The sequence below is a fragment of the Gemmatimonadota bacterium genome (assembly GCA_016714015.1).
Lineage (GTDB): Bacteria > Gemmatimonadota > Gemmatimonadetes > Gemmatimonadales > Gemmatimonadaceae > Pseudogemmatithrix.
This window is the reverse complement of the sequence record JADJNZ010000004.1, coordinates 444,566-462,002: the sequence shown is the minus strand read 5'-3', so window position 1 is coordinate 462,002 and position 17,437 is coordinate 444,566. Positions and strand designations below refer to the sequence as shown.

At 71.8% G+C, this 17,437-nt stretch carries 14 protein-coding genes; 2 read left to right on the top strand and 12 right to left on the bottom strand.

What is annotated here, in order from left to right:
* Positions 1-26 precede the first annotated feature (26 nt).
* The gene (locus tag IPJ78_09195; protein ID MBK7906730.1) at positions 27-2,267 is read right to left on the bottom strand and encodes a DNA internalization-related competence protein ComEC/Rec2; all 2,241 of its coding nucleotides are present in this window, start codon (positions 2,265-2,267) and stop codon (positions 27-29) included.
* 332 nt (positions 2,268-2,599) lie between these two features.
* Here IPJ78_09195 and IPJ78_09190 point away from each other — a divergent pair, with 332 nt between their 5' ends.
* A complete protein-coding gene (locus IPJ78_09190) occupies positions 2,600-3,778 on the top strand; it encodes a hypothetical protein (GenBank protein MBK7906729.1) in 1,179 nt (392 codons plus the stop codon).
* Here IPJ78_09190 and miaB read toward each other — a convergent pair.
* The 8 genes from miaB to alr all read right to left on the bottom strand — a co-directional run bounded on the left by miaB (position 3,729) and on the right by alr (position 12,769).
* Complete coding sequence (gene miaB / locus IPJ78_09185; protein MBK7906728.1) at positions 3,729-5,054, bottom strand: tRNA (N6-isopentenyl adenosine(37)-C2)-methylthiotransferase MiaB; 1,326 nt, start codon at positions 5,052-5,054, stop codon at positions 3,729-3,731. The genes IPJ78_09190 and miaB overlap by 50 nt on opposite strands.
* Positions 5,055-5,165: 111 nt before the next feature.
* Positions 5,166-6,464, bottom strand: coding sequence for a MiaB/RimO family radical SAM methylthiotransferase (locus IPJ78_09180; protein MBK7906727.1), 1,299 nt, complete (start codon positions 6,462-6,464; stop codon positions 5,166-5,168).
* The gene (locus IPJ78_09175; protein MBK7906726.1) at positions 6,461-7,681 is read right to left on the bottom strand and encodes a response regulator; all 1,221 of its coding nucleotides are present in this window, start codon (positions 7,679-7,681) and stop codon (positions 6,461-6,463) included. Before IPJ78_09175 ends, IPJ78_09180 begins: the two co-directional genes overlap by 4 nt.
* A gap of 10 nt (positions 7,682-7,691) precedes the next feature.
* Positions 7,692-8,831: a hypothetical protein gene (locus IPJ78_09170; protein ID MBK7906725.1), complete on the bottom strand. Its 1,140-nt coding sequence runs from the start codon at positions 8,829-8,831 to the stop codon at positions 7,692-7,694.
* Entirely contained in the window at positions 8,831-10,117 is a 1,287-nt protein-coding gene (locus tag IPJ78_09165; GenBank protein MBK7906724.1) for a hypothetical protein, read from the bottom strand. Before IPJ78_09165 ends, IPJ78_09170 begins: the two co-directional genes overlap by 1 nt.
* Positions 10,114-10,476 (bottom strand): cytidine deaminase, encoded by a 363-nt coding sequence (gene cdd, locus IPJ78_09160; GenBank protein ID MBK7906723.1) that lies wholly within the window; start codon positions 10,474-10,476, stop codon positions 10,114-10,116. Before cdd ends, IPJ78_09165 begins: the two co-directional genes overlap by 4 nt.
* Positions 10,477-10,529: 53 nt before the next feature.
* On the bottom strand, positions 10,530-11,696 hold the full coding sequence (locus tag IPJ78_09155; GenBank protein ID MBK7906722.1) for a phosphopentomutase: 1,167 nt from the start codon (positions 11,694-11,696) through the stop codon (positions 10,530-10,532).
* Positions 11,697-11,698: 2 nt separating this feature from the next.
* On the bottom strand, positions 11,699-12,769 hold the full coding sequence (gene alr, locus IPJ78_09150) for an alanine racemase (protein MBK7906721.1): 1,071 nt from the start codon (positions 12,767-12,769) through the stop codon (positions 11,699-11,701).
* Between the two features lie 55 nt (positions 12,770-12,824).
* Here alr and mazG point away from each other — a divergent pair, with 55 nt between their 5' ends.
* Positions 12,825-13,616, top strand: a complete 792-nt coding sequence (gene mazG / locus IPJ78_09145) for a nucleoside triphosphate pyrophosphohydrolase (GenBank protein ID MBK7906720.1) — start codon at positions 12,825-12,827, stop codon at positions 13,614-13,616.
* 3 nt (positions 13,617-13,619) lie between these two features.
* On the opposite strand, the gene IPJ78_09140 is transcribed toward mazG, so the two are convergent.
* The 3 genes from IPJ78_09140 to deoC are packed head-to-tail and all read right to left on the bottom strand — an operon-like array spanning position 13,620 to position 17,386.
* Positions 13,620-14,003: a hypothetical protein gene (locus IPJ78_09140; GenBank protein MBK7906719.1), complete on the bottom strand. Its 384-nt coding sequence runs from the start codon at positions 14,001-14,003 to the stop codon at positions 13,620-13,622.
* Positions 14,004-16,409 carry an aldehyde dehydrogenase family protein gene (locus tag IPJ78_09135; protein ID MBK7906718.1) on the bottom strand — a complete coding sequence of 802 codons (2,406 nt, stop codon included), beginning with the start codon at positions 16,407-16,409 and terminating at the stop codon, positions 14,004-14,006.
* Positions 16,410-16,423: 14 nt separating this feature from the next.
* A complete protein-coding gene (gene deoC, locus IPJ78_09130; GenBank protein ID MBK7906717.1) occupies positions 16,424-17,386 on the bottom strand; it encodes a deoxyribose-phosphate aldolase in 963 nt (320 codons plus the stop codon).
* Between the last annotated feature and the right edge of the window lie 51 nt (positions 17,387-17,437).

Genomic DNA, 17,437 nt, shown 5'->3' with positions numbered 1-17,437 from the left:
GGTCCCGCGCGGGAAAGGTGGCCGCGCTACCGTATGTCGGGCAATGGCCGTGCCACGCGCCAGCGCACGCCGCCCGCCTCGGCCTCGAGCGTGGCGCCGTCAGTGCGCAGGATCACCGTCCCGAGCTGGTCCGTGCGGAGGACGGTCGCGCCGGCGTCGAGCAGGCGCTGCATGACGTCCGGACTGGGATGTCCGTAGGTGTTCGCGGTCCCGACCGGCACGAGCGCGATGCGCGGCCGTACCGCCGCGAGGAACTCGGGCGTGGTGCTCGTGGACGACCCATGGTGCCCGACCTTGAGTACCTCGGCGCTGAGATTCCCGCCATGATCGAGCAGCCAGCGCTCCTCCCCTGCCTCGGCGTCCCCGGTGAGGAGGAAACGCACCGCCCCGTAGCGCGCGCGCACCACCGTGCTCGCCTCATTCGGGTCATTCAGCGAGGCGGTCCACGCCGAATCCGGCGCGAGGAACTCGACCACGAGGCCATCGATGTCCACGGATTCGCCCGGGCGGGCCCGCTGCCAGCGCGTGCCCATCGCCGCGGCGGTCGCGAGCAGCTCGCGGTAGCCGACGCTCCCCTCGACGTACGCGGACTCCCGCAGCTCGGGTGGCGCGAGCGCACGCAGCACGCTCGCTGCGCCACCGATGTGATCCGCGTGCGGGTGCGTGAGCACGAGCAGTGCGAGCGCTCCGCCGCGACGACGGAGATACGGCACGACGGTCGCGCGCCCCGCATCGCCGGACGACCAGCTGCGCCCGGCATCGACGAGCACCCATCGACCGCGCGGGGAGCGCAGGGCGATCGCATCGCCCTGGCCGACGTCGATCAGGTGCAGTTCGACGCCGCCGTGCCACGGCAATGCGATGCCATCGGGGCGCCAGGCGAGCACCGCGACGCCGCTGAGCGCGATCAGCGCCGGACGCGCGGGATGGCGGCTCCACCCGGCGACCAGCACAGCGATCGCGACGACGCCCGCGATCGCCGCCGCGACCGCGGTGGGCGCGACGGGGAGCGCGGCGCCTGGCAGGCTCGCGGCGAGCGACGCGACGGCATCCATCGCGCGGAGCAGCGGCCGCGCCGCGTCGACGACGAACGCGGCGCCGAGGGCGTCGGGAAGGACCATGACCAGGAAGAGCGCGGGTTGCAGCAGGGACACGATGGGTCCGGCCGCGAGGTTGCTCAGCGGCGCGACCAGGCTGAGTCGGCCGAAGTGCCAGGCCACCAGCGGTGCGGTCACGAGCGTGGTCAACGCGCCGGCGATGAGCTCGCGGGCGAGCGTGCCGCGCCATCCCTCCCAGGACTCGGGGAGCCGTCTCCCCACGCGTGCGGCGACGAGCACGGCCGCATAGCCACTCACGGACAGTTGCCAACCGAGGTCGAGCACGGTGCGGAGATCGGTGAGCGGCAGCAGGGCGCCGAGCGCGAAGGTCCCCCACGGCGAGACGGGACGCTGGATGGCCTTGCTCGCCTGCGTCGCCGCGAAGAGCGTCACGCTGCGCACGGCGGGCGGCGGCGCACCGATCGCGATGACATACAGTGCGCTGACCGCCACCGCCGCGGCGGCGGCCGCGGTCGCCCGCAGGCGCAACGCCGAGAAGAGCAGCAGCAGCGCGCCCCCGACGATCGCGACGTGCAGTCCGGAGATGGAGAGGAGGTGCACGAGCCCCGCATCGGCGTACCGGTCCCGGAGGGCCGGATCGAGGCCACGCGCGTCGGCGATGAGCAGGGAGCGCACGATCGGCGCGTCGGGGCCGAAGCGTCGGTCGAGCGTCGCGGCGACGCGGGACCGCCAGCGGGCGAGCGCACCGGGGCCGCGCAAGCGTTCGATCCGCGCCTCGCGCAGGAGCAGCCCGCGATCGCTCATGCTCGGCTCCGCGCGCGTGATGCGCACGTCGCTCCCTGCGGGCGCCTCACCGCTGCGCACCGCGACGGCGACGCGCACCCGGCAGGGCGCGAGCCCGTCGATCCGGCGCAGCTCAGCAGGCACGAAGGCCCCCGGTGCGGCCGCGGCGCGGAGCGACGCGACCCAAGGGCCGCCCTGCACGGCGCGCGCGGCGCAGGCGGCATCAGCGGCAGCGAGCGCACGGCCGAGTTCGGCTGCCGAGAGGGCCAGCAGCACCAACGCGGCGGGCATGAGCGCCCGGCCTCGCCAGAGCGCGACCAGGACGAAGGTCGCGCCGACGAGCGACACGCGCGCGAGCGGGAGCTCCGCGAGGCCGGCCATGGCCCCGAACACCCAGGCGATCGCTGCAGTGAGGATCAGCGGCATGCCGGGATGTGCGACGGAGCGGGTGCAGCCGCGACATCAGATCCGCGCGATGCGGGGCGTTCGAACGCGGGACCTCCCAGCGAGGCGCGGGACGAACGGTGTGACCGATGGCCTGACCATTGGCGTGACGAACGGCGTGACGGAGCGGGTGACCGGCGGCGTGGTCCGAGGGTAGGATGAAGCGATGCGCCCTCTCGCGCCCCGCGTCGCCGCGCCCCTGGCGCGATCCTCACGCGTGCCCTGCTGCGGGATCGGGGCAGGCGGCATCGCCGCTCGGCGCACAGACGTCCGCCGCCGCGGTACCACTGCAGGAGGAGGTGCCTTGCACCGCGATGCGGAGCGCGCTGCATGGCGTCGTCCTGCTCGGCGCCCGTCTTCCCGCGGCAGGCGGGCCATCCTGCGACCTGATGGTCGAGTATCGCGACTGGATGGAGCGCAGCGACGACCTGCTGGGGGCGCGACGCGCGCGCGATGCGCGCTTCACGGGCCGCGAGTGGGACTTCGCGGCGGGCGCGATGCGCCTCGGCGCGCCCGACTGGTTCGTGCTGATCCGCGGGGACAGCCTCACATTCGCCGCACCAGGGCGCCCGCGTCGCCTGCACTTGACCGCGTTCGCTGCGGAACCCGGTGCGGCGCCCTCGCGGCTCGGCTCCTGGTATGTACTCGTGGACGAGGATTCGGTCGCGACGCGCGCGTTCCGGTCGCCGGTGACCGGCCGTCGGCTGCATCAGGTGCTCGAGGATCGCGGCAGTCTGGTGTACGCCGTGGGTGGCGTGGCAGTGGACGCGCCGCGCATCCGCGCGCAGTTCGCCGAGATGCGCGCGCTCCGCGCCGCGCTCGGCTTCACCGACCCGCTCCCGCTGGCGCGCTACGTCATCGCCCCCGCGCGCGACACCACGCTCTCGGTGCTCGGCGTGCTCCAGATGGACCGGCCGCTCTTCGCGATGATGGTCTTCCCTCCCCTCGCCGTGTTCGCGCCGCTCTCGGCGCAGGGCGGGCTGGATGCGCACGAGGTGGTGCACGTCGCGACCTTCGGCCGGCGCGACGTGATCCCGGGAACGGTCGGGGAGGCGTTCGCGATGCACCACGGCGGATCCCATGGGCGATCCTTCGCCGAATCATTCTGCGCGAACCGCACCATCCGCGCGCTCGGCGCGCTCACGGCGGCGCAGCTCGACTCGGCGCTCGGCGGCCAGTGGTGGGATGACGAACGCGCCGACGTGGCGGGGTTCGCACTGGGCCACGCGATCGGCTGGTTCATCGCGCAGCGTGGCGACTCGTCCTGGATCTTCGCGGACGGTGAACCGGCGCGGAGCACCGACGCGATCGCGTTCCTTTCCACGCGGAGCGGGATCCCGCGGGACACGGCGATGGCGCGGCTGGTCGAGGGCTTCGCGGCGCGTCGACTCGCCTGTCCGGTGTCGTCGTCGCCGGGAGCGGTGACCGCACCCGGCGCTGTCGCTATCCCGCCATCGGCAACGGCGCGCGCTCCTGGACGGGCGTTCCCGTGAACGTCGCGCCCGTGGTCCCCGTGAGCTCGACGGTCAGGTAGCGGCCGATCAGTGCGGGTTCGCCCGGCACGAGGACCGTCTTGAAGTCGCGCGAGCGCGCCTGCAGGAGCTCACCCTTCCGCGCCTCCTTCTCCACGAGCACCTCCATGCGCTCGCCGAGGCGACCCATGTTCTTCTCGCGCGAGATGCCGCGGATGGTCGCGACGAGGGCCTCGTAGCGGGCATCGACGACCGCCTCGGGGATGGTCCACTCGACCGGCATGCGCGTGGCGGGCGTCCCCTCGCGCGCGGAGAACTTGAACGTGAAGGCGTCGTCGAAGCGCACCTCGCGACAGAGCGAGAGCGTGTCCTCGAACTCCGCATCGGTCTCGCCGGGGAAACCGACGATGATGTCGGTGGTGAGCGCGAGCCCGGGGATCGCCGCGCGGAGCCGTGCGACCGCGTCGAGATACTCCTCGCGCGAGTAGCGGCGCAGCATGCGCTTGAGCGTCGACGTGGAGCCGCTCTGCATCGGCAGGTGCACATGCTCGCAGACCGCGGGCGTCTCGGCCATCGCGGCGATCACGCGGTCGGAGAAGTCGTTCGGGTGCGGGCTCGTGTAGCGGACGCGCCGGATGCCGGGCACGGCGCCCACCGCGCGCAGCAGGTCGGCGAAGTCGTGCGTGCCGTCGTGATACGAGTTGACGGTCTGGCCCAGCAGCACGACCTCGGTGATGCCCTGCGCCACGACCTCGCCCGTCTCGCGGACGACGTCGGCGAGCTTGCGACTGCGCTCGGGGCCGCGGGTCGTGGGGACGATGCAGTAGGTGCAGCGGTAGTCGCAGCCGCGCTGCACGGGGATCCACGCCTTCACGCCCTCGAAGCGGCGCGCGGTGAAATCCTCGTAGTGCTCCTCGAGGTCGAAGTCGGTCGCGGTGAACCGCTCCCCCTTCTTCGCGTTCTCGATCAGCGCGGGGAGCATGCGATACGCGTCGGGACCGACGACCAGCTGCACACGGGTATCCGTCTCGAGGAGCCGAGGACCGAGGCGCTGGGCCATGCAACCGGTGACGCCGAGCACGGCGCCCGCCTTGAGGTCGCGGCGAAGCTCACCCAGCCGGCCGATCACGCGCTGCTCCGCGTTCTCGCGGATGGCGCAGGTGTTCACCAGCACGACGTCGGCGCCGTGCGGGGTGTCCTGGGTCGTGTAGCCCTCGGCGGCGAGCTTGCCGTACATGAGCTCGGAGTCGCTCACGTTCATCTGGCAGCCGTAGGTCTCGATGTATACCGAAGGCATGTCAGACGATACGGGATGCGAGGAGGGGGACGGCGATGCGGGGCGCACGGGCGGTACGGGGTACGGGGCTGGGACCGGATGCGGGGACCTTCGACTCCTGGCCGCGCTCGTTCACTTGGTGCGGAGGGCGGGGAGCGGCGGGAACAGCATCGGTTCGCTCAGCCGGGTGGTGAAGCGGGTGCCCCGGGAGGCGAGGGTCTCGGCGTGGACCTCAAGATAGTCCTCGGTCAGGCACTTCCGAAGTGCGGGATGCGGGAGGGATGCGGGGGACCTGCGAGATACGGGATGCGGGAGGGATGCGGGGGGCGAGACGACGACGAGGTCGGCCGCACCGCCGATGCGGGAGGTGGCGTACGCGCGCGCCTTCTCGGCGGCCAGCGCTCGGACCGCCGCGGCGCGGGCGCGGGCGACCGAGGCGGGGACCTCCGCGCCGAGGCGCGCGGCCGGCGTGCCCGGGCGCGGCGAGTATGGGAAGACATGGAGATGCGTGAACGGCAGCGCGCGCACCAGCTCCATCGTCGCCGCGTGGTCGGCGTCGGTCTCGCCGGGGAAGCCGGTCATCACGTCGGCCCCGAGACCGAAGACGGCGCGGTCGCGCGTGAGGCGCTCGATCGCCCGGGCGTAGGTCGAGGCCGTGTACCAGTGCCGGCCCATCCGCCGCAGGACCGCATCGCTGCCCGACTGCAACGGCGCGTGCACGTACGGACAGACTCGGTCACCACCGTCGCGGAGCAGCTCGGCAAGCTCGGCGTCGATCTCGGTCGCCTCCACGCTCGCGAGCCGGAAGCGGACCGCGCGCGTGCCGTCGACGAGCGCGCGCACGAGGCTGCCGAGCGTGCGCCCGTCTTCCGCGCCCCAAGAGCCGACGTGCACGCCGGTGAGCACGATCTCCGCATGATGCGCGCTGAGCGCTTCGGCCTCCTCGACGAGCGCAGCGACCGGGCGGGAGCGGTGCGCCCCGCGCGCGAGCGTGGTCGCGCAGAAGGTGCAGTGCTCGTCGCAGCCGTCTTGCACCCGCAGCGTGGCGCGCGCCGTCGACTGTCGCGCGGCGCGCGCGTTCGTCGCGTGGGCGACCGTCGTGTGCGGGAGTCCGACGGCCGCCGCGGTGGCGGCGACGTCGGCGCCGGGGATCACCGCGGTCACATTCGGCAGCGCGGAGATCTGTTCGCCCGATCGCGCGGCGGCACAGCCGGTCACGATCACGCGCATGGAAGGGTGTTCGCGCGCGAGCCGCCGCACGGCCTGCCGCAGGTCCGCCTCGGCGTCGGCGGTGACGGCGCAGGACGTGAGCACCGCGACCTCCGGCGACTCGTCGACCACCTGCGCGCCCGAGCGCGTGAGCAGGTCGCGCACCTGTTCCGCATCGTAGTGGTTGGCGCGGCACCCGAAGGTGCGCAGCAGGACCCTCACGCGCTCCCCACCGCCGGATACTCGCCCGTGCGGAGCGCGCGCGCCGCGCGCTCCTGCGGTTCGAGCGGGAGCAGGAGATGGAACGTGCTCCCCTGCCCCTCGGCGCTGCGCACCCAGATGCGGCCGCCGTGCGCCTCGACCGCGACACGGCAGAACGCGAGGCCGAGCCCCGAGCTGCGCACGCGCGGCGCGTTCGGGGTCCGCACCTGCTCGAACTTCTGGAAGACGAGGCCCTGATACTCCTCGGGGATGCCTGGTCCGTCGTCGGTGACGGAGAGCACGATCCCCGCCGGGTCGCGGCGCGCGCCGAGCGTGAGCGTCACCGGCACGGGACTGTGCGTGATCGCGTTCTGCACGAGGTTCGCGAGCACGCGCTTCACGAGGGCCTTGTCGGCGAGGAAGATCGGGGCGTCGTCGGCGACCTCGGTGCGCGCGGTCGTCTGCTCCTGGCGGAAGCGCAGTTCCCAGTCGAAGAGCATCTCGGCGAGGAGCGCCGCCGGCGCGATGGGCTCCGGCGCGAGCGCGAGCGACTGTTCCTCCACCTTGCTGACGTCGAGCAGGTCTTGGATGAGGCCCAGCAGGTCCTCGGCCTTCCCTTCCACGTCGGAGAGGGCGCGCGCGGGCCGGTCCTCGATGGGGCCGAAGTCGCCATCGCGGAGCATCTCGAGCGTCGCGAGCATGCTCGTGAGCGGCGTCTTGAGGTCGTGCACGATCATCCGCATGAGGTCGTCGCGCGCCTTCTGCAGTTCGCGCAGGCGCTTGAGGCTCTCCTCGAGCGCATCGGTCGCGCCCTTGAGCTTGAGGAGCGAGCGGACGCGCGCGCCGAGGACGTGGCGGTTGTGCGGCTTGAGGAGGAAGTCGTCGCCGCCGGCCTCGATGGCCTTCAGCCGGTCGCTCGCGTCGTTGAGCGCCGAGACGAAGATCACCGGGATGCGCGAGGTGCGCGGGTCGCGTTTGAGGCGGCGGCAGACCTCGAATCCGGTCTCGCGCGCATCGACGCCGAGGTCACCGGGCGGCATGGAGACATCGAGGATGCACAGGTCCGGATGCGCCTCGGCGCAGGCGACGAGCGTCGACGGGCCGTCGGCGGCGTGGATCACGCGAACGCCGAGCCCGGCGAGCTGGTCGCGAAGGAGTTCGACGTTGGCCTCGACGTCGTCGGCGACCAGCACCAGGGCGGCGGTGTCCGCGGCGTGAGCTGGCGTGGTCGCGGTCACGCGGCCGGCCTCAGGGGCGGATGCCGAGCCCGATCGAGACGAACCACGCCTTCTCGTCGGCGCCGGCGGCGCTGCGCGTCGCGCGCTGCAGGGCGAGGTCGACCTGCGCACGGCCGCGCGCGAACGGGACCGAGAGTCCGCCGCTCAGCGACCGCTCGGAGACCTGATCGCCATTCGCGCCGAACGGCAGCGTCCGCGAGCGGAAGCCGAACCGCGTGAAGGATGGCGCGCCGGCGACGCGGGGCCCCATCACCTCGACCCCGAGTCCGAGCTCGTTCGCGTCGAACGCCGTCATCTGCGCGCCGCCGAGCGACTGCATGTCGCTCCACGTGGTCTTCTCGAAGCGCGCGGCGAGTGTGGTATTCGGGATGCCCGTCCACGCGACCGTGAGGCCCAGGCGGTCCGGCGCGTCACCGGAGGCGATCACGATGGCGTCCTGATACGCATCGAGCGACCCGCCGCGGCGGATCGAACCGCCGAGGACGAGTCCCTTCAGCGGATAGTAGACCGCGCCGATCGTGAGCGCGCCCCCCGAGTACGTGAGGGTCGAGAGCTGCGTGAAGCCGCCGATCCCGGTGCTGTCCGGGAAGCTGCGGCCGAAGGTGGTGCGATTCTCGCCGACGAGCGCATGCACGCTCGCGCCCACCTGGAACGTCTCCTTCACCCACCACGCGGCGGCGACGCGCGCATCGGTCATCGCGCCGTTGCTCGAGGCGATGAGCGTCGAGGGCACCATCTCGCCCCCGATGCTCTGGCTGTCGGCGTAGACGTTGCGGTAGGTGCGATCGAGGAAGGTCGAGGCCGAGGCCGCGACGGTGAGGCGGCGGAACTGACCGGAGACGAGGAAGCCCGGGAACCGCATCACCCGCGCCGACGCCGACGCGCCCCCGACGGTCGTGCGTCGGAACTCGGGCTCGAACTGCATGTAGACCGAGTACCGGGTCCCGGCGCTGAGCGCCGCGGGATTGATGGGACTCGCCGGGTCGAGCTCGGCGGAGGCACCGCCAAGGCCCAGCGAGCCGGCGCTGAGTTGGCCGGTCGGATAGCCGTAGCCCTGGATCGAGAGCGCGCCCTGCGCGCGCGCGGCGACGGGCGCCAGCACGACAGGCAGGACCGCGAGGCCCGTGACGAGAAGGATGGTGCGACGCATCAGGGCTGTCCGAAGCGGATGGTGGGCACGTAGCTCACGCGGATGCGCGGACGGAGTGCAGGAGCGGCGCCGAGGCCGAAGAAGCGGAGGCCGCGAGCATCCACGCCCTCGATGTCCGAGCGGAAGACGAGGGCCTGCGGGATGTTCGGCAGGCCCGCGTTCGTCCGCCATGCGCGGAACAGCGCGTTGATCTCCACGCGCACGATGCCCGAATCGCCCGGCGCGCGGCGAATGGAGTCGCCGACGAAATAGCCCGGCGGCGCGAGCAACCGCGCGGCACGGACGAGATCGGTCGTCGCATGTCCCGCGAGCACGAGCTGCGTGCGCACGGTGACCGAGTCGGCGTCATCGAGTCCCCTGATCGGATCCTGCGTCAGCTCGAGCTGCGCGCGGAGCACCGCGACGGAATCGGTGAGCCACAGCGGGATGTTGAAGCGGAGGTACGACCGCACGGCCGGCAGGCCGCCCACCGCGAAGCGCGAGGCGGCCCGGGGGTCGCTGCCGCGAGCGATGAGCAGGTAGTCGAGATAGTCGCCGTTCACGTTGACCGGCGTGCGCGGGGTGTTCGAGGCCGGCCGCAGCACGGTCGCGGCGACCGCCGTGTCGGCCGAGACGCGATAGCGCACCCGCGGTCCGTTCGACGCGTCGTCGCTCGTCGTCGCGTAGAACATCGCCGACTCGGTGCTCCGGACCTGCAGGCCGATCCGCAGCACGGCCCCCGACGTCACGATCTCGCGGAGCCTGGCCGTGTCGAGCGGGATGGAGACCGTCGACGAGTCGAGGAAGGTCGCGCTGTCCACCTGCACCGATCCGAGCAGTCGCCCGGCGGTGAACAACGGCAGCAAGGCCGTCGGGAGCGAATCGGCGAGCGTGGTGTCGCCCACGTCGTACGCATCGACGTAGAACCGGTTGGGCACCTTCACGTCACTCTTGAAGATCCGCACCTGGAGCGACGCGGAGTCGACGAAGGTCACCGGACGCGCGGTGTCACCCGTCGGGGCGTAGAGGCGCGTCAACGAGTCGAACCGGACGATCGAGCGCACGTCGAGCGTGTCCCCGCGGCTCGCGAGCAGCAGCGGCGTCTCGAAGCCGATGAGCGGGAAGCCGTCGAGCGTCGTGTCGAGCGCGATCCCCGGGTCGAGGACGGTGTCGACGATGTCGAGCTGCTGCCCCGGGCAGAGCACCGGGCAGGAATCGGCGGTATCGAGACGCTCGGAGCAGGCCCCTGCGATGGTCGCGAGGAGGACGGCAAGGAGCGCGGGGGCGCGAAGCAGGCGCCGGGTCATCGGGTCTGGAGCTGGGAGGGCGTGAAGGGAAACGGCAGGAGCTCGTCGAGCGTCCAGCGCGCTTCAGCGCCCGAGGCGGTGCAACTCACCACCTCGAGCTGGAGGCCGAACTCTGCCAGCGCCTGCCGGCAGATCCCACAGGGCGGCGTCGGCTCCGCCGCGGCGGTGCACACCACCACCGCCATGAACCGCTGATGCCCCGACGCGACCGCGGCGCCGAGCGCGCATCGCTCGGCGCAGGTGCCCGCCGGGTACGACGCGTTCTCGACGTTGCAGCCGCCGATGATCGTGCCATCGGTGGCGAGCAGCGCCGCGCCCACCTTGAAGTGCGAATACGGCGCGTACGCCTGGTGCATCATCTCGGCGGCCCGCGCGCGGAGCGCCGGGAGGTACGGCTCGACGGCGGACCGCGTCACGCGACGATCGTCCGCAGGAACGAGGTGCCGCGCCCCCGGAAACCCACGCCGAGCCACTCGGCGACGGTCGCCCCGAGATCAGAGAAGGTCCCGCGCCGCCCGAGCGCGACCGGACGCACGCGCGCGCCGAACGCCAGCACCGGCACGCACTCGCGGGCGTGGTCGGTCGAGGGCGTGGTCGGGTCGTTGCCGTGGTCGGCGGTGATGAACAACAGGTCTTCCTGGCGGAGGGCGGCAGTGAGGTCGGGCAGCGCGAGGTCGAACTCGCACAATGCCTGATAGAACCCCGGAACGTCGTTCCGGTGCCCGTACTGTTGGTCGAAATCTACAAGGTTGGCGAACAACAACCCATCCGGACCCGTCCGGAGCCAGTCGAGGATCCTCGCGATGCCCTCCGGATTGTCCCGGGTGTGGCCTCCTTCGAGGCCCCGCCGGGCGAAGAGGTCGTCCACCTTCCCCACCCCGGACCGCGGGATCCCCGCAGCCGCCAGCGCGTCGAGGAGGGTCTCGGCCGGCGGCTGGATCGAGATGTCCTTGCGGTTGGCCGTCCGCTTCCACGCGCCGGGCACCCCAACGAACGGCCGGGCGATCACGCGGCTCACGTCGTGCGGGGCGACGAGCATCTCCCGCGCCGTCTGGCACCCGGCGTAGAGCTCGTCGAGCGGGATCGTCCCCTCGTGCGCCGCGATCTGGAAGACCGAATCGGCACTCGTGTAGAGGATCCAGGCGCCCGTGCGCACGTGCTCGTCCGCATAGGTCTCGATGATGGCGGTGCCGCTTCCCACGACGTTCCCGATCACCGGGCGACCGGTCCGCCTCGAGAACTCGGCCACGATCTCGGTCGGGAATCCCTGAGGGTAGGTCGGGAACGGCTGCGCGAGGTGCACCCCCGCGATCTCCCAGTGCCCCGTCGTGGAGTCCTTCCCCGCCGACTTGGGCTCCATGAGGCCGAAGGCGGCGGTGGGATGATCGACCGGCGCCATGCCCTTGAGCGGCGCGATGTTTCCGAGTCCCGCGTGACGCAGGTGCGGCAGGGCGAGCCCGCCGACCGCCTTCGCCACGTTCCCGAGGGTGTGCGAGCCGGCATCGCCGTAGGCTGCGGTATCCGGCGCCTCGCCGATGCCGACGCCGTCGAGGACGAGGATGATCGCGCGATTCGCCATCGTCAGGACTCCGTGTGGAAGCGCGGGAGGCGCAGCTTCAGGCCGACCAGCAGCTCGTACGGAGAGAGCCCACCCGCCGCCGCGACCTGTTCGGCCGTGAGGAGCGCGTCGCCGTCCCGCCCGAGGAACGTCGCGACGTCGCCCACCTCGCCCCCGCTGTCGGTGATGTCGAGCATCGTCATGTCCATGGTGACCACCCCCGCGATCGGCGCGGGTCGGCCGCGCACCAGGGCGTGCGCGCGATTGCCCAGATGCCGGCGGAGGCCGTCCGCGTAGCCGCAGGCGACCGTCGCGAGCTTGGTCACGCGTTCGGCGCGCCAGGTTGCTCCGTACGAGACCGTCTCGCCGCGCGCGAGCGTGCGGACCTCGAGGATCCGGGCGCGTAGCGAGGCGACCGGCTCGGGCTGCAGCGCGGCCTTGGGGCCGCTCCCGACGCCATAGAGGAAGACGCCCGGGCGTACGAGGTCCCACGCGCTCGGCGAGCGGCGGACGATCCCGCCGCTGTTCTCCACGTGCACCAGTCTCGGGCGCGCAGCGAGCCGCGCGAGGACGGCGCGGAACCGCGTCTCCTGCGCCTCCATGGAGCCGTCGTCCATCTCCGACGAGTGCAGGTGCGTGAAGATGCCCTCGGGCGCGCAGACGACCGCCGCCGCGAGCGCCGCATCGATGGCATCATGCTCCACGCCGGCACGATGCATCCCCGTGTCGACCGCGAGGTGCCAGGCACCGCCACCGCTCGCGGCCCAGGCGCTGATGATCGATGCCTCGCCGAGCGTGGGGGTGAGGCGTGCCGCGCGCAACCGAGCGAGATCGCTCGGCGCCACAGGTGTGAAGAGCAGGATCGGCCGCGTGATGCCCGCCGCGCGCAACTCCTCGCCCTCCGCGATCGACGAGACGCCGTAGCCGAAGGGATCGAGCGTCTCGAGCGCGCGGACCACCGGCACCGCCCCCAGCCCGTACGCGTCGGCCTTCACCATCGGCAAGAGCGGAACGCGGGCGTGCGCTGCGAGCGCGCGCGCATTGCGCAGCAGCGCGCCAAGGTCGACCTCGACCCAAGCGCGCGCGTCCCGCACGGCAGTAGATTCCCCCGGCATTCGAACGGTCAAGTTACCCGGCCCCCAGAGAGCGATGCAAGACAAAGCCACGCTTGAAGATGCCCTCGCGATCATGCGCGACCTCCGGGCGCGCGACGCATGGGACAAGGCGCAAACGCATGAGTCGCTGCGCCCCTACCTCAACGAGGAGATGCACGAGCTCGACGACGCGCTCCGCGAAGGCGACGATGCGGCGACGTGCAGCGAACTGGGTGACGTCCTGTTGCAGGTGCTCTTCCACGCGGTGATCGCCGAGGAACGCGGGGCGTTCGGCCCGGAGCAGGTCGCGGGATCGCTCGTCGGGAAGATGACACGGCGGCATCCCTGGCTCTACGGCACCGACACCGAGCGCACGCCGTGGGAGCAGATGAAGGCCAAGTCGCGCCGGTCACTCGCCGAGGGGCTCCCGAGCGGGCTCCCCGCCCTGCATCGCGCGCATCGCCTGCAGGAGCGCGCGGCGGGGGTGGGCTTCGACTGGCCCGACGTCGAGGGGCCGATGCAGAAGGTCGCCGAGGAACTCGGCGAGGTGCGCGAGCAGATCACGCAGGACGGCGCGGTGTTCGACACGCATGGCGTGCCGAGCCTGGACTCGCGTCACGCGAAGCTGGAGGAGGAGCTCGGCGACCTGCTCTTCGCGGTGGTGAACCTCTGCCGCAAGGCGGGGACGCACCCGGCGCTCGCGCTCGACCGGGCGAATGCGAAGTTCCAGCGACGGTTCGAAGCGGTGGAGGCGATCGCCGAGGCGCGGGGGATCGACGTGCGGACGGCGGGGCTCGAGGCGCTCGACCGGATCTGGGACGAGGTCAAGGCCGAAGAGCCGCGCTGACGTTCAGAACGGCTTGTAGAGGGCCAGGTAGACGGCGGCGCCGGCGAGGAGCGGCGTCGCGAAGAACGCGGGCCAGGCCCAGCGCGGCCGGCGATACGGCATCGCGACGGTCCCACCGAGCACGAGGAAGAGCGCGATCTTCGCCCACAGCCAGAGCGGGAAGCTCGCGATGCCCCCCTTCGCGATGCCGATCCGCGCCAGCATCCCGAACCCGCCGACGAGCAGGAGCAGCATCCCCGTGTGATGCGCGATCCGAAGGGCGCGCTGCGACCCGGGCCCCTTGAAGCTCCCGCCCGCGGACGCATGCGACGCGATGCCCCCGAACGCGAGCATCACGAGCGCGATCCCGATCACGTGGACGATCTCGTAGACGTCGCGCGGCAGCATCTACTCGCCGTACGGCACCCAGATGTTCTTCACCTGCGTCGCCTCGCGCAGGAACGCGCGCGCATCGATCGGGGCGCTCCAGTCGGCCGCGCCCGCATGCGCCCAGGTCCGCTTCATGTTCCCCGCCGACGCGAACTCGACCGCCTTCTTGCCGTCCTTGCTGCCCCAGTACCAGATCGCCTCGACGTCGTCGTGCTCGGCGAGCGACTTGGCGAGCACGTCCTTGGCTCCCGTGACGATGTTGACCGCGCCGCCGGGCACGTCGGAGCTCTCGAACACGGTATAGAGGTCCGTCACCGACAGCGGATGCGGCTCGCTCGGGATCACGACGACGGCATTGCCCGTCGCGAGCAGCGGCGCGACGGTGGAGACGAACCCCAGCAGCGGCGACGCATCCGGGGCGGCGACGGCGACCACGCCGATCGGCTCGTGCATCTGCAACGCGACCCCGCGGATGGGAACGTTGTGGACGGCCCCGTCCCACTTGTCGGCCCACGCGGCGTACGTGAAGAGCCTCGACACCGACGCCTCGACCTCGGCGCGCGCCTGCGCGGCGGTCGCGCCCGTCTGCGCGCGAAGGCGCGCGGCGAACTCGTCACCGCGGGCGCTCAGGTTCTCGCCGATGTAGAACAGGATCTGCGCGCGAAGGTGCGCCGTGGACTTGGACCACGACTTCGCCGCAGCGTGCGCCGCCTCGACGGCATTGCGAAGGTCCTTGCGGTTGCCCTCCCCGACCTCACCGATGCGCCGGCCGCGCGGGTCGACGATCGCGCGCGTGTAGCCCGAGTCGGGGCGCGCCTGCTTGCCGCCGATGAAGAGCTTCGGGGTGCGGTCGATGGGGGGGATGGAGGCTGAGGGCGGATGGACGGAAGACTGACCGGCGATGCGGGGAGCCGTGCGGGACGCAGCGGACGGACCGCCGTCCACCTTCACCCTTCCACCTTCCACCTTCATCTTGACGTACTCCCACATCCCTTCCCGCCCACCCTCACGTCCATACCCCGACTCGCGGTATCCACCGAACCCCGCCGCCGCATCGAACAGATTCGTCGCGTTCACCCACACCACTCCCGCCTTGAGCTTGGGGGCGATGTCGAGCGCGAGGTTGATGTTCTCCGTCCACACGCTCGCCGCCAACCCGAACGGCGTGTTGTTCGCCAGCGCGACCGATTCCTCCGGCGTGCGGAAGCTCATCGCCACCAGCACCGGGCCGAAGATCTCCACCTGCGCGATCGTGCTCGCGGGCTCGACCTTCGTGAACAGCGTCGGCGGATAGAAGCAGCCGTTCTTCGGCACGCTCCAGCTCGGCTGCCACAGCTCGGCGCCCTCGGCCTTCCCCTGCGCCACCAGCGTCGTGATGCGCTCGAGCTGCTCCGGCGCGACGATCGCGCCCATGTCCACCGCCTTGTCGAGCGGCTTGCCGACGCGGAGCTTCTCCATCCGCGCGCGGAGCTTGTCCATCAGGCGGTCGTGCACGCCCTCCTGCACGAGCAGGCGCGAGCCCGCGCAGCAGACCTGCCCCTGGTTGAACCAGATCGCGTCGACCACACCCTCGACCACACTGTCGAGGTCGGCGTCCTCATAGACGATGAACGGCGACTTCCCGCCCAGTTCGAGCGAGAGCTTCTTGCCGCTCCCCGCCGTCGCCTTGCGGATGATCCGTCCCACGTCGGTGGAGCCGGTGAATGCGATCTTGTCCACGTCGGGGTGATCGACGAGTGCCGCGCCGGTCCGTCCGTCCCCCGTGATGACGTTGAGCACGCCGGGCGGCAGCCCGGCCTCGGCCGCGAGCTCGGCGAAGAGCAGCGCCGAGAGCGGCGTGAACTCCGCCGGCTTGAGCACGACCGTGTTCCCCGCCGCGAGCGCCGGCGCGACCTTCCACGCGAGCATCAGCAACGGGAAGTTCCACGGGATGATCTGCCCGACCACGCCGACCGGACCGTACCCCGCGAACTCCGACGGCAGCAGCTGCGCCCAGCCGGCGTGATGGTAGAAGTGCCGCGCGACGAGCGGGATGTCGAGGTCGCGCGTCTCGCGGATCGGCTTGCCGTTGTCCATCGACTCGATGACGGCGAAGAGCCGCGCATGCTTCTGCACCATGCGCGCGAGCGCGTAGAGGTGCCGCGCGCGGGAATGCGCGCTCAGCCGCGCCCACTTGGGGAACGCCTTCCGCGCGGCGGCCACCGCCGCATCGACCTCCTTCGCGGAGGCCTGCGACACCTTCGCGAGCACCTGGGCATTGCTCGGGTCCGTCACGTCGAAGGTGGTGCCCGCCTTCGTCCACGCCCCGTTCACGAACTGGCCGAAGCGCCCGCCATGCGTGGCGAGCCAGGCGCGCGCCTCGGCATCGCTCTCGGGCGCGGGCCCGTAATCCATCGTCTCGAAGATCTCGGCAACGCTCGGCATCGTGCGCTCGCGTCTCAGGGCATTGGTTGACGATGAGCGGCGCTGTACCGCCCGGTCACGAAGTGCTCGAGCTGGCGCTCGATGTCGGTCAGCAACGACGACGCGCCGAACCGGAAGAGGTCGGGCTGCAGCCAGCGGTCGCCGAGCTCCTCCTTCATCAGCAGCAGGTACTCGAGCGCCTGCTTGGCGGTGCGGATCCCGCCGGCCGGCTTGTAGCCGACCTTGAAGCCGGTGGCCTCCTCGTACGCGCGGATCTGCCGCACCATCACGAGGCTCACCGGCAGCGTCGCGTTCGTCCCTTCCTTGCCGGTGCTCGTCTTGATGAAATCGGCGCCGGCCTGCATGGCGACCCAACTGGCGCGCGCGACGTTGGTGAGCGTGGCGAGTTCGCCGGTGGCGAGGATCGCCTTGAGATGCGCGTCGCCGCACGCCTCACGGAAGAGCCGCACCTCGTCGTAGAGGGCCTGCCAGTCCCCGGTGAGCACGTGCGCGCGCGTGATGACGATGTCGATCTCCCGCGCGCCGGCATCGACCGACGCGGGGATCTCGGCGAGGCGCTGCTCGAACGGCGAGAGGCCCGCCGGGAAGCCGGTGCTGACCGCGGCGACCGGGATGCCGGACCCCGCGAGCGCCTGCACGGCCGTCGAGACGTACTGATGGTAGACGCAGACCGCGCCGACGGTGATGCCGAGCCGGTCCGCGCCGAGGGCGTGGAGGATCTCGCCGCGCACCGGGGTGCGCGCCTTCGCACAGAGCCGCTTCACGTTGCCGTCGGTATCGTCGCCGGACAGCGTGGTGAGGTCCATCAACGTGATCGCCTTGAGGAGCCAGGCCGCCTGCCACTCCTTCTTGACCGTGCGGCGGGTCGGGATGGTCGCGGCGCGCCGCTCCGCGGCGCTCCGGTTCACCCGGATCGACCGCACGACGTCGAGGTCGAGCGGCTGCCCGGGATTCCGCGGTAGCTCGGAGGCGCTCATGCGGAAGCGCTCACGGGATCAGCAGGTGGGCGGAACGGTGTCGCGGCTCAT